The 12550-nt window shown below is 66.7% G+C and carries 10 protein-coding genes and 1 riboswitch; of the genes, 4 read left to right on the top strand and 6 right to left on the bottom strand.

Features of this window, described 5'->3' with window-relative positions:
- Positions 1–2 precede the first annotated feature (2 nt).
- A complete protein-coding gene (locus CIK75_RS09085) occupies positions 3–1310 on the bottom strand; it encodes a sugar ABC transporter substrate-binding protein (RefSeq protein WP_342744382.1) in 1308 nt (435 codons plus the stop codon).
- A 218-nt stretch (positions 1311–1528) separates the two neighbouring features.
- Here CIK75_RS09085 and CIK75_RS09080 point away from each other — a divergent pair, with 218 nt between their 5' ends.
- Both CIK75_RS09080 and CIK75_RS09075 read left to right on the top strand, forming a co-directional pair.
- Entirely contained in the window at positions 1529–2491 is a 963-nt protein-coding gene (locus CIK75_RS09080; RefSeq protein WP_158225932.1) for a sugar-binding domain-containing protein, read from the top strand.
- Positions 2488–3891: an FGGY family carbohydrate kinase gene (locus CIK75_RS09075; RefSeq protein WP_086999333.1), complete on the top strand. Its 1404-nt coding sequence runs from the start codon at positions 2488–2490 to the stop codon at positions 3889–3891. The genes CIK75_RS09080 and CIK75_RS09075 overlap by 4 nt, the downstream gene beginning before the upstream one ends.
- Before the next feature lie 35 nt (positions 3892–3926).
- Here CIK75_RS09075 and CIK75_RS09070 read toward each other — a convergent pair whose 3' ends face one another.
- A complete protein-coding gene (locus CIK75_RS09070) occupies positions 3927–5411 on the bottom strand; it encodes a mannitol dehydrogenase family protein (RefSeq protein ID WP_096223782.1) in 1485 nt (494 codons plus the stop codon).
- 112 nt (positions 5412–5523) lie between these two features.
- Between CIK75_RS09070 and CIK75_RS09065 the strand changes: the two genes are divergently transcribed.
- Positions 5524–6762, top strand: a complete 1239-nt coding sequence (locus CIK75_RS09065) for an MFS transporter (RefSeq protein ID WP_241895380.1) — start codon at positions 5524–5526, stop codon at positions 6760–6762.
- 9 nt (positions 6763–6771) lie between these two features.
- Positions 6772–7590 carry a DUF1206 domain-containing protein gene (locus CIK75_RS09060; protein ID WP_096223778.1) on the top strand — a complete coding sequence of 273 codons (819 nt, stop codon included), beginning with the start codon at positions 6772–6774 and terminating at the stop codon, positions 7588–7590.
- Here CIK75_RS09060 and CIK75_RS16530 read toward each other — a convergent pair.
- From CIK75_RS16530 to CIK75_RS09040, 4 genes are all read right to left on the bottom strand, one after another.
- Positions 7587–8012: a CoA-binding protein gene (locus CIK75_RS16530; protein WP_241895395.1), complete on the bottom strand. Its 426-nt coding sequence runs from the start codon at positions 8010–8012 to the stop codon at positions 7587–7589. The two genes, CIK75_RS09060 and CIK75_RS16530, sit on opposite strands and share 4 nt — an antisense overlap.
- 395 nt (positions 8013–8407) lie before the next feature.
- Positions 8408–9820 (bottom strand): NtaA/DmoA family FMN-dependent monooxygenase, encoded by a 1413-nt coding sequence (locus CIK75_RS09050; protein WP_096223774.1) that lies wholly within the window; start codon positions 9818–9820, stop codon positions 8408–8410.
- Positions 9817–11082, bottom strand: a complete 1266-nt coding sequence (locus tag CIK75_RS09045; protein WP_096223772.1) for an acyl-CoA dehydrogenase family protein — start codon at positions 11080–11082, stop codon at positions 9817–9819. The genes CIK75_RS09050 and CIK75_RS09045 overlap by 4 nt, the downstream gene beginning before the upstream one ends.
- Positions 11083–11090: 8 nt before the next feature.
- Positions 11091–12440 (bottom strand): MFS transporter, encoded by a 1350-nt coding sequence (locus tag CIK75_RS09040; RefSeq protein ID WP_096223770.1) that lies wholly within the window; start codon positions 12438–12440, stop codon positions 11091–11093.
- A gap of 9 nt (positions 12441–12449) precedes the next feature.
- Positions 12450–12539, bottom strand: a riboswitch (SAM riboswitch).
- Positions 12540–12550 lie beyond the last annotated feature (11 nt).

The following is a 12550-nucleotide window of genomic DNA, read 5'->3' as shown; positions in this document are numbered from 1 at the left end:
GCCTAGCCCTTCTTCTGGTAGGTCCGGGCCACGGTGGCCGCGAAGTCCTGCGATTGGCGCAGCGCCTCTTCGACGCTTTGGCTTCCGGCGATGGAGGCTGAGATCTGCTGCGCCACCCGGGTGCCGAGGTCCTGAAATTCGGGGATTCCCACGAACTGCAGTCCGGTATAGGGCACCGGATGGACCATGGACTTGTCCTGGGTGGCATTGCCCATGGCCTTCAAGGTCGGTGTCGCATAGTCCTTGGCGATCGCGGCATATTCGGGGATTTCATAGGTGGAGGTGCGGCTGCCCGGGGGCAGCCGTTCCCAACCGATGGAGTTGCCGACCAGTTTCAGGTATTCCTTATTGGTCATCCAGGCGATGAAATCCCAGGCGGCCTGCTTCTTCCGGCTGGTTTCGGGGATGGCCAGCGCCCAGGTGTAGAGCCAGCCGGCCGAATCGGTCTCCTTGACCGGTGCCAGGGCATAGTTGGTCTTGCCGGTGACCTTCGATGAGGACGGGTCCTCAATGGAGGAGACCATGGCCGTGGCGTCATACCACATGGCCGCATTTCCTTGGGAGAAGCGGGTAATGCAGTCGCCGTAGCCCGAGGTCGCTGCCCCGGGCTGACCGTAGCTGCGCACCAGGTCCACATAGCCGGCGACTGCCTCGTGGACCTCGGGGCTATCCAGGGTGGCGTTCCAGTCCTCGTCGAACCAGCGGCCACCGTAGGTGTTGATGACGGTGTCCAGCGGTGCCATCACTTCGCCCCAGCCGGCCAGTCCGCGCAGGCAAATCCCCGAGAAACCCTTCTCCGGCGCGTGAAGTTTCTGCGCGAATCCGCGGATCTGTTCCCAGGTCGGCTGTTCGGGCATGCTCAGCCCCGCCTTCTCGAAGAGGTCTTCGCGGTAGACCACGAACGAGGACTCTCCGTAGAACGGCACCGAGTATTGGCCCCCCCGATGGGTCAGTGCCTCACGGATGGTCGGAATGAAATCTTTGGCATCGTAGCCTTCGGTCTGTTCCATATAGGGACTCAGATCGGTGATCCAGCCGTTTTCTGCCCACATCGGCGTCTCGTAGTTGGAGATCATCACGACATCGAACTCCCCGCCTTCGGTGGCTACGGAGGCGGTGATCTTCGCGCGGGCCTCGTTTTCGGGAAGCGAGACGAAACGGACATCGATCCCCGGGTGCTTGGACCGGAAGTCATCCATCAAGGAGATCGCATCGGTCATCTGCGGGTTGGAGACGATGGCGACGATCAGGCTGGTCTTCCCTCCCGCCGTCGCCTGTCCCGAACAGGCACTGAGCCCTGCAGCGGCCATGGCACCGAGCCCTGCCCCCATGAATCCTCGGCGGCTGAGGGAGAAATCCCGTATCGCCATGATGTGCTCCTCGCCCGAGCGATCATTTCGCTCATGTGATATCTACCAACTGCTCATTTGTTATGTGACTCTAGTCATATAAGATCATTTGAGCAAGACATTCAACTCACATGAGTCCGACACGACGGAGTGCCGGCCTAAACGAAGGAAGCCACCCCATGCCCGAACGGCACGAGGAAATGTTGGCGCAGATCGCCAGCGAGTATTACCTCGAAAACACCTCCAAGGTCGAGATCGCCAAGACCCACGGGATCTCCCGCTTCCAGGTCGCCCGCTATCTTGATGAGGCACGCCACGAAGGAATCGTGCAGATCACCATCCGTCGCCCCGCAGCCGTACCCGTCGAAGAAGCGGAACTGGCCCGCGCCCTCGGCATCACGACGGTGACCATCGCCCCGACCCCGACGGGGGCCCTCGACGAACGCGACCGGCTGGCCCGTGCCGCGGCAGGAGTCGTCGCCCGGGTCGTCACCGAGGGATGCCGACTGGGGGTCTCCTGGTCGCGCACCTTGCAGGCCATGGCCGGACACCTGCCAACACTGCCCGGTTGCGACGTCGTCCAGCTCGCCGGCTCCATCACCGTCACCGGCGGCAGCGGTTCGGGGGCGCTGATCCATCGGCTCGGAGCAGCAGCCGGTGGCCGGACCTGGCCCCTGCCGGCCCCGCTCATCCTTGAAACGGCCGAGACGGCCGCGAGCCTGCGCCGCCAGCCGGAGATCTCCGACGCCCTGAAGGCAGCGGAGGATCTCGATGTCGCCGTCGTCGCCCTGGGCGATTGGGCCCCCGGGAAGTCGACCGTCTATGAACGCCTCTCCCCCACCCAGCGTCGGGCCGCCACCGCGGCGGGCACCGTCGCCGAATGTTCGGGCCGACTGCTGGCCGCCGACGGTTCGGCGGCAGCGGCAGGGGTCGATGATTGTGTCATCGCCGTCTCACTGGCCCAGCTGAAAGCCACCCCGCAAGTGGTGATGGTCGCCCCCAGCCCGGACGGTGTCGCGGGGGTCCGCGCTGCGGTGGCCGCCGGAATCGTGAACCACTTGGTCCTCGGCCCGTCACTGGCCCACGCCCTGGCCACAGAGCTTGACCTGATTGAAGCAACCGCGACGGAGGATCCGGCATGAGCGACGTCGTCGTCGGCATTGATTCCTCGACCCAGTCCTGCAAGGTGCTGGTCCTGGATGCCGCCACCGGGGCCGAATTGCGCTCGGCCAAGGTGGCCCATCCCGATGGGACCAGCATCGATCCGCGGATCTGGGCCGCCGCCCTGCACCGCGCCTGGAAAGAAGCAGACCCGGCGGGGGCGGGTACAGTCATCGGCGTCGGGCTGGCCGCCCAACAGCATGGCATGGTCGCCCTGGACGCGGCCGGGGAACCGGTCTTCGATGCGCTGTTGTGGAACGACACCCGCAGCGCTCCCGAGGCCGCGGCCATGGTCTCCGACCACGGGGCCGATTTCTGGGCCCGCGAGGTGGGGTCGGTCCCGGTGGCCTCCTTCACCCTGACGAAGCTGGCCTGGCTGGCCCGGAACGAGCCCGAAGCCGCGGCACGGGTGCACCGCGTGGTGCTGCCCCACGATTATCTGAACCACGTGCTCACGGGCAGCTGGTTCACGGATCGCTCCGATACCAGCGGCACCGCCTATTACCACCCTGCTACCGGATACCTCCCCGAACTGCTGACCGAATATTTCGGTCGCGCCCCCGAGCTACCCGAGGTGATCGCCCCGGACGCCGTCGGCGGCCACCTCCTGCCCGAGTTCGGGGCCGACGGGGCGGTTGTCTCGGCGGGCGCCGGCGACAATGCCGCAGCCGCCCTGGGCCTGGGCCTGCAATCCAGGGAAATTGCGGTGTCCATCGGCACCTCGGGCACCGTTTTCGCCTCCGTACCGGATCGCCCCACCGCGGACCCCACGGGGGCGGTGGCCGGATTCGCCGACGCCACCGGCGGCTACCTCCCCTTGCTCGCGGTGATCAATTCGGCCCGGGTGATGGCCACCACCGCCGAACTGCTCGGCGTTGGGCTGGCTGAATTCGACCGGCTCGCCTCCTCCGGGGACCCGTTGGCCGGAGGACTGAACCTCATGCCCTATTTCGATGGCGAACGCACGCCCAATCTTCCGGGAGCCTCCGGGTCCCTGACCGGTATGAGCCGGGCCTCGTTGACCCGGGAGAATCTGGCCCGATCCTCCGTCCTGGCCGTGATGAATTCGCTGGCCGATGCCGCCGAAGCCCTCTCCGAGGTGTCGCGTCCGGCCCAACGGGCACTACTGATCGGCGGTGGCGCCCGCTCGGCATCCTTGCGGGCGGTGGCCCCCGAACTGCTGGGAATCAACGTGGACGTCCTGGAAGCCGGCGAATACGTGGCCCTGGGCGCCGCCCGGCAGGCCGCGTGGGCGGCCACCGGGGAATTGCCGGTCTTCGAGCGGCACGCCCAGGCCCGCCTCAGTCCGTCGGGCGACGGCTGGGGGCGGGAATCGCGCACCCTGTACGCCGCCGAACGCACCCGCCTCTATGGGGTGTAGGCCCCTTCTCGAGGCTGCCGCAGGGAGGCGGAGTCCTAGTTCCAGCCGTCCTCACGGAGGGTGCGCAGCAGGGCCAGCGCCCCGCCGTCGTCCAGGATGGCCAAGGCCTGCAGATAGGGCTTGGTGAAGTCCTCGTGGTCGACCAGATCGCCGAAGAGTTCCCGGTCGCGCAGGAACGCCAACGGGTCCTCATCCTGGGCGGCCGCGGCGGCGAGGACGCGATCCCGGAGCCGGTCGACGACCTCGATGGGCTGCCCTGCCTCGTCGACCCCGCGGGCGTAGCGGGCCCAGGAAGCGACGATCGCGGCACTCAGGCGCACCGCTCCGCCGTCGGACAGGTTCGCCCGGATGACCGGGACCAGCCAGGTGGGGATCCGATCGGAGGATTCAGCGGCCAGCCGGGCCAGGGTGTCCTGGACCTGTTCGTTGGCGAAACGTTCGATGAGCTCGTGCCGGTAGGCGTCCAGGTCGATCCCCGGCACGGGCTTGAGTGTGGGGGTGGCCTCGCGTTCCATATAGGCGAGGAGGAACTCGACGAGCAGCGGGTCGGAGCAGGCCTCGTGGGCGAAGCGGTACCCGGCGAGGTAGCCAAGGTAGGCGATGCCCTGGTGGCTGCAGTTGAGCAGGCGTAGTTTCATCAGCTCATAGGGTTCAACGTCGTCGACGAGCTGGACTCCTACCGACCCCCAGTCGGGGCGCCCGGCGGGGAATCTGTCCTCCAGGACCCATTGGATGAAGTCCTCGCAGACCACCGGCCAGGCGTCTTCCACACCGTATTCGGCCGCAATGTCAGCCCGGTCGGCATCGGTGGTGACCGGGGTGATCCGATCGACCATGGAGTTCGGGAAGGGCACCTGCTCGGCCACCCACGCTCCGAGCTCCGGATCCTTCAACCGGGCGAAGGCGGTGAAGACCTTTGCGGCCAGGTGGCCGTTGCCTTGGATGTTGTCGCAACTCATCACCGTGAACGGCGCGACTCCGGCGGCTCGGCGGCGACGCAGCGCCTCGGTGACGAACCCGAACGTGGTGGTTGGTACGGCATCCTCGGCCAGATCGGCGGCGACCGCAGGGGTAGTGGCGTCGAATTCCCCGGTGGAGGGGTTGTAGTTGTAGCCCCCCTCGGTCACGGTGAGCGACACGATCCGCACCATCGGGTCGGTGAGCTGCGCCAGGACCAGCTCGGGACCGTCCGGGGCATAAAGGTAGCGGGCGATCGAACCGACGACCCGGGCATCGCGCGTTCCATCGGGGGCCTTGGCCACCAAGGTATACAGGCCGTCCTGCTCGGCCATGACATCGCGCATGCGCTGGTCGTGGGGCATGAGCCCGACGCCGCAGATGGCCCAGTCCAGATCCTGACCCGAGTTCATCAACGCGTCGAGATACATCGCCTGATGGGCCCGATGGAAGCCTCCGACACCAAAGTGCACGATGCCGATGCGTCGTTGCCCCAGTGGATACCCGGGCACTGCGACCAGGTCGTTGAGTTCGGCTAGGGCCCCGGCCTGCAGACGCGTCATGATGTGCTCCGATCGTGATGTAGCTAACAAATCCGAGCATAACATATGAGCAAATAGTTGGACTCAAATGAGCGCGATGTGCTGATGGTCTCCCTTGCTAGGGTGGGGCTTCGTGAACAGCTCTGATCCTTCCCGCCAGAAATCGGTGTGGCGCGCCCCCGGAATGCCGGCGCTACTGTCCCTGACGGCCGCCGGTTTCGCAGGTTTCGCCGCCCTGCTGCCCATGGCCCCGCTCTGGGCAGTCCACGGTGGAGCTGATGAGGCCGGTTCCGGCCTCGTTAATGGCGCCCTCCTGCTGGCCACCGTCCTCACCCAGGGTTTCGTCCCGCGGTTACTGCAACGACTGGGAACGGGCCGAGTTCTCGCCGCGGGTCTGCTGCTCCTCGGCGGGCCCTCCCTCCTGATGCTCATCTCCGATCAGCTCGGTTGGATCCTGGCGCTGTCGTTGATCCGTGGGGTGGGGTTCGGAATCTTGACGGTCACCGGTTCCGCTGCGGTCGCCCATCTGGTGGCACCGGCGAGGCATGGCGCAGCCATCGGGGCCTATGGCGCGGCAATCGCCGTACCCCAACTGCTCCTGTTACCTGCCGGTCCGTGGCTGGCCGACACGATCGGTTTCTGGGCGGTTTTCGCCCTGGGAACCCTGCCGCTGCTGGGTATCGTGGCAGCCCCCCGGTTGGCCCAGGCCCTACGTGTCCGCGCAGCCGAACAGTCCCGTCGCCGCCCGGCCCAGGAGCGCGACCTGCCCGCCGAGGGCACCACGGCGACAACCGGGCGGCGGCTCCCCCGGCTTCCGGGTGGACTCTTCCAACCGATGATCCTGCTCCTTGCCGTGACCCTCGCGGGTGGCGCATTGATCACCTTCGTCCCGCAAATGAGCTCCTCCCCCACCGCAACGACCGGGGGTCTGGCCCTGCTGACCGCCACCGCTGCCGTCAGCCGGTGGCGCCTGGGAGCCCTGGCCGATCGGCACGGGACGAAAGCCTTCCTCTGGCCGCTGGTGCTGCTCACCTGTCTCGGACTCGTGCTGGCAGCCCTCGCGGTGAAGGATCCCGACGCGACCCGGGTCCCCCTGCTCCTGGTGGCCATGACGATCATCGGCATCACCTATGGCGGCCTACAGAACCTCACCTTGCTGCTCTCCCTTTCGGCAGTACGGCCAGCACAGTATGGGACGGCGAGCGCCGTCTGGAACATGGGCTTTGATGCCGGAACCGGTCTGGGATCGGTGCTCGTGGGAGCCCTGGCCGCGGGGCTGTCCTTCCCCATCGCCCTGTTGGTGGCCGCCGGAATCTCGCTGGCCACTCTGCCGCTGGCGCTGATGCGCCAACGCGCGGCTCCTTCGGCCTAAACTCAGGGGATGAAGAACACCGACAAGGCGGCCGTCGAGGCCCGCAAGGCAGTCCGCAGCGAATGGTTCGAACGCGCGGCACGGCTTGGCTTCGTGGCCAACGGCATCCTGCATGCCATGCTGGGCTTCCTGACCTTGAATGTCGCCTTGGCGCGTGGCGGGGATGCCGACCAGTCGGGCGCCATGAGGACGCTCTCCGCACAACCCGGTGGCGAGATCCTGATCTGGATCTGCTTCCTGGGCTGCCTCCTGTTGGCGGTCTGGAGCCTGGCCCAGGCCATCGTTCCCAGCCAGAAGGGCCTCGGTTTCATCGTCAAACAGGCGGGCACCGGCGTCGTCTTCGCGGCCATCGGCACCACGTTCGGCAGCTACGCCCTCGGCGCCGGAAAGGACTCCTCCCAACAGAGCACGTCCATTTCGGCCACCCTCATGTCCTCACCCGCCGGAAGCGTCGCCCTGATCATCGCCGGCCTGGTCGTCATCGGCGTCGGGATCTATTTCATCTACTCCGGCGTGGCCAGAAAGTTCACCAAGAGCCTGCGCCGGCCCTCCAGCCCCACGGTGCAGCGAACCCTGATGATCCTGGGCACCGCGGGTTACGTGGCCAAGGGGCTGACTCTGGCCGCGCTGGGACTGCTGATCGTCGTCTCCACGGCGCAACACGACCCCGAGGATTCCACCGGCCTCGATGGTGCCCTCAAGGCAGTGCGCGATCAGCCGTTTGGTTCCTTCGCCCTCATCGCGATCGCCGTCGGCCTGATGGCCTACGCGGTCTTCTTGTTCATGCGCTCGCGCTATGACGAGATGAAACAGGGTGCCGGGCTCTAGGAGCGCATCAGGTTGCGCCGCTCGATCGCCGGGCAGGCGTCCATGACCACATCCAGTCCGGCGGCCGTGGCGCGGGCCGCGGCGGCTTCATCGATGACCCCGACCTGGAGCCACACGGCCTTCGCGCCGATGTCGATGGCCTGGTCGACGATGGCGCCGACCTTCTGCGAGTTCACGAAGCAGTCCACGACGTCGATGGTCCCGGGGATCTCATCGAGCCGGGTGTAGCCCCGCTCCCCGTGGACGGTGTCCCCCTTCAGCGAGACCGGGACGATGTCCATGCCCAGGTCATCACGCACGATCCGCGCCACCCCGACGGCGGCTCGCATCGGATTATTGGACAGACCGACGATGGCCCAACGGGCCGGGGTGGTGAGCAGACGCCGGATGGTGTCCGGATCGTTGATGTGGTGCTGGCGCAGCTGTGGACCGTCGGTCCCGCCATCACCGAGTACCGGCTCGCGCAGCACCGGTTCGGAAAGCACCGGATCGGACACGTTCAGGACCGGCTCAGTGGTGCGCAGCTGCGGATCGGTGGTGCCCAACGGTGGTCCTTCGACCTCGGGAACCTCCGGTTCAACGACGGCTCCGCGACGGCCGGTCCCCGCAAGATCGAGACCTGGCGGTGCCGATTCCCCGGGGGTGGACGGCGGACGGACCGGTGCCGCGGGGATGTCGACATCGGCAATATCGGCCTCCGGGATATCGGCTGCGGGGATCTCCAGATCGGGGATCCCTGCCAGCTCGGCATCGGACGGTTGGTTCTGCGGTGCTGGTTCCGTCATGGCCCCCACCTTACAAGGCCCACCGGCGCCCGTCAGCCCACCGGGGCCGTCTGCTGGGTGGCAGCTGCCGAGTGCTTGGAGAACGCTCCCCGGTAGGCGGCGGCCGGGTGGTTGTCCTCCAGGGTGGCCTTCCTGCCGAAGACCTTTTCCCGCAGGGTCCCGGGTGCGTACTCGCTTTGGGCCAGACCGCGGGCCCGCAGTTCTGGAAGGACCCCCTCGATGAAGTCGGTATAGGAGCCGGGAAGGATCTGGTTGATGATGTTGACCCCATTGATCCCGGCATCCTGCCACCGCTCAAGTTCGTCGACGATTTGTTCCGGGGTGCCGGCGATCTGTTGTGCTTTCGCCCGCGAGCGGGCCAGATCTCCGACGGTCGGCTTACCGCCGGGTACCGAGGCGATGACCGCCTCGAGGACCCCGCGTGCCCCTTCGGTTTCGATATCGCCCAGCGGGGTGTCCAAGTCCAGGCCCCCGAGGTCCACGCCGATGCCCCCGCCGATATGCGCGATCAGGGCGTGGGGGTCCAGGTACTGGTCATATTCGGCCTCCTTGCGCTTGACCTCTGCCTCGGTGCTGCCCACGACGAAGGACAGCCCGGCAAAGATCTTCGCGTCCCCCGGCGACCTTCCCGCTGCGGCTTCGGCCGCCCGGATGGCCGTTGATTGTTTGCGCACGTATTCGGTGTTCGGGGCGAACAGGAACGTGGCCTCGGCATGGGCCGCGGCGAAGGCCTTACCACGCGGTGAGCTGCCGGCTTGGAAGAGGAACGGGGTGCGCTGCGGGCTCGGCGAGGACAAATGCGGGCCTTCGATGGAATAGCGGGGGCCTTCATGGTGGATCTTGTTCACCAGGGCCGGGTCGGCATAGCGACCGGTCTGCTTATCGGCCAGCACAGCCCCATCCGCCCAGGAGCCTTCCCATAGTTTATAGACGGCGGAGACGTATTCCTCGGCCCAGTCATAGCGGTCTGCATGGGCGGCCAGACCCGTGGCCCCGAAGTTGCGGTGGGAGTTCTCCAACACGCTGGTCACGATGTTCCAGGCGACCCGGCCTCCGGAGAGGTGATCGAGGGTGGAGAACTGGCGGGCCATCTGGAACGGGTCGGACTGCACCACTGAGCTGGTCAGCGCCAACCCGATCTGAGAGGTGGTCGCGGCCAGGGCGGAGGCCAGCACCAGAGGGTCATTGGAGGGTACCTGCAGCCCCTTCTCCACCAGCGAGGCCCACCCTCCCTCATGGTCGCCGTAGAGGCCCACCACGTCGGCGAAGAACAGGGCATCGAATTTTGCGTCCTCGAGTTGCCGGGCTAGATCCACCCACAGACCGAGCTCGTTATAGCGGTGCTGTTGGGCCTCGGGGTGACGCCACTGGCCTCCCAGGATGTGGCTCGGGGTGTTCATCAAAAAGGCGCTCAGCAGCAGGCGCGGGCGTTGGTTGGTGCTCATGCTCGGGTGGTGTCCTTCGGAGTCGTGGTGGCTTCACCGATGCTGTTCAGGCCGATGGGGATGGTGCCGTTGATGTGGAAGTCACCGACGGAGCGGGCCTTGAAGGCCGCCGGGTTGTGGGTGGCCACCGTGCGGGCGTTGCGCCAGTGCCGGTCCAAGGATTTCCCGCGGCTGGTGGCGGAGGCCCCGGTCACGTCGAAAAGGGCCCCTGCGGCATCGAGAACCAGCGGCGGGACAGTCACCTGGGCTTTCTGCACGGCGATTTCGGCGCGCAGGAACGCCGCTTCCGTGTCCAGGGCCAAAGCCGGATCGACGGCGGCGTCCAGGTCGCGGGCCGCTGCAGCAACCACTGCTTCGGCGGCATAGACCCGTGCGGCGAGGGTGCCGACATGTTCCTGGATCTGTGCGTCATCGCGGAAGAGTCCACCGGATCCGGTATTGAACGTCCGGGTGCGGGCGGCGACGAGTTCGGAGGCGTCGCGCAGCGCGGCCCGCCCAATCCCGGCCAGCACGGCGAGCAGCACGAGCTGGAAGAACGCCGGTTCCAGCGTGCTGGTGACCTTGCGGGAAATGATGTTTGCAGACTCGACGGCCACGTTGTCGAAGATCGCGGTTCCGGTGCCGGTCAACGGTTGGCCGAAGCCGTCCCAGTCATCGTGGATGGTCACCCCGTCGGCCCCGACCGGAACGACGGCGTACTGCCGGCCTTCGACACCTTCGGTGCTGGCCATCACGACCACCCAGTCGGCGAAGATGCTGCCGGTGGTGTAGTACTTCGCACCGTTGAGGACCCATCCGCCGTCGTGCTCGCTCAGTTTCGTTGCCGTGGTGCCCAGGGCGTTGCCACCGCGTTCGGTGGCCGCATTGCCGAAGATCTGCCCGGCCAGTACCCGCGGGAACCAGGTGTTGCGGAAGTCCCTCGGCTGCAAGGCGATGGTTTCGACGAAGGAAAAATGTGATCGCAGCAGATGGGCCACGTTGGAATCGGCGGCAGCCAATTCCACCAGCAGCCGGAACAGGTGTTCATGGTTCACCGGGTCCCCGCCGTATTCGGCCGGCACCCGCAAGGTGGTGAAACCGGCCTCCTGCAGCCACCCGACTTGTTCGAAGGGAAGCACATGGTCCTGTTCGCGGGCGACGGCGTCGACGGCGATGGCCTCGAAGACGGGGCGGAAGCGTGCGGCCAGGGCAAGATAGCGGGCTTCGGAGCCCTCCGGAACGGGGGTGTCGAAGGCCGGTGGGGTGGTGGTGGTTTCACTCATGGTCGTTCCTAACTGACGAGGGTATGTTCGGGCTCAGAGACGGTGCAGGCGTCTTGGCGTGCGTCCAGATCCCGCGCACTGGTTTCGGGGGAAAGCAGGGTGGTGACGACGGTGAGCGCGCCGACGGCAACGAAGTAGGCGATGACCCAGAACGGGCTGCCGCCGCCGGCGGCCAGCAGCGCGGTGGCCACCAGCGGGGCCAGGCCACCGCCCAGGACTGAACCGATCTGATAGCCGATGGACACCCCGGAAAAGCGGACCCGGGTGTCGAAGAGTTCGGAGAAGAACGCCGCCTGCGGGCCATACATCGCATCGTGGCCGATGTTCATGCCCAGCACGACGGTCAGCACGATCAGCACGAAGCTGCCGGTATCGAGCAGCGGGAAGGCGATCAGGGCAACCAGGATGCTGAATATCCCGCCGAAGAGGTAGGTGCGCCGGCGCCCGATCCTGTCCGATACCCAGCCCCAGAACGGGACGGTGACCAGTCCGAGGGCGGAGGCGATGAGAATGGCCTGCAACCCGGTTTCGCGGCTGATTCCGCCCTGGGCCAGGTAGGTCAGGATGAAGACCGTGTAGACGTAGTAGAACGCGTTCTGGGCGATGCGCAGCCCGGTGGTCAGGGCGACCTGGCGGGGATGGGTGCGCAGCGATTCCAGCACCGGGCGGCGGGAGACCTGCTGCGTTTGAACGACCTGCTTGAAGGAGGCGCTGTCCTCGATCTTCAGCCGCACCACGAGCCCGACGGCGACCAGCAGGATGCTCGCCAGGAACGGCAGCCTCCACCCCCAGGCCAGATAGGCGGCATCCGGCAGAGCCGATTCCAGACCCAACAGCACCGCGGTGGCCAGCAGCATTCCCGCGCTCGGACCGATCTGGGTGGCGCTGCTGGTCAGCCCGCGACGCCCGGGGGCAGCGTGTTCGACGGTCATCAGGGCCGCTCCGGCCCATTCGGCCCCGTAGCCGATGCCCTGGGCCACCCGCAGGATCAGCAGGAGGGCCGGCGCAATCCATCCGGCGGTGTCGTGGGTGGGCAGCAAACCGATCGCCGTGGTGGCGATTCCTGTCAGCAGCAGGGAGGCAACCAGCACGGTCTTGCGTCCGATCCGGTCCCCGTAGTGCCCTCCGAGCAGCCCACCGATGGGGCGGGCGATGAAGCCGACGGCGTAGGTCGCGAAGGCGGCCATCGTCCCGACCAGGGGATCTGCCGGGGCGAAGAACAGCGGGCCGAAGACGGTCGCCGCAGCGAGCCCGTAGAGCACGAAGTCGTAGCCCTCGATCGTGGTGCCGATGAAACTGGCGACGGCGACGCGAGAACGCATCCTGCGGGTTGGCGGGGTGGGGGTGGAGATAGTCATGAGGGGTCCTTTCCATCGGTCCCGGCGGAAGCACCTGCCCGAAACGGGTGGTTGCTGCGGAGTCAACGAGCCAGGTCTCTCGTCCGCTCTGGATGGTGGTTTTCGGTACT

This window comes from Glutamicibacter sp. BW78, assembly GCF_002332245.1.
GTDB lineage: Bacteria > Actinomycetota > Actinomycetes > Actinomycetales > Micrococcaceae > Arthrobacter_H > Arthrobacter_H rhombi_A.
Note: the sequence above shows the minus strand (reverse complement) of the source record. Positions and strands in the feature narration are given on the sequence as shown.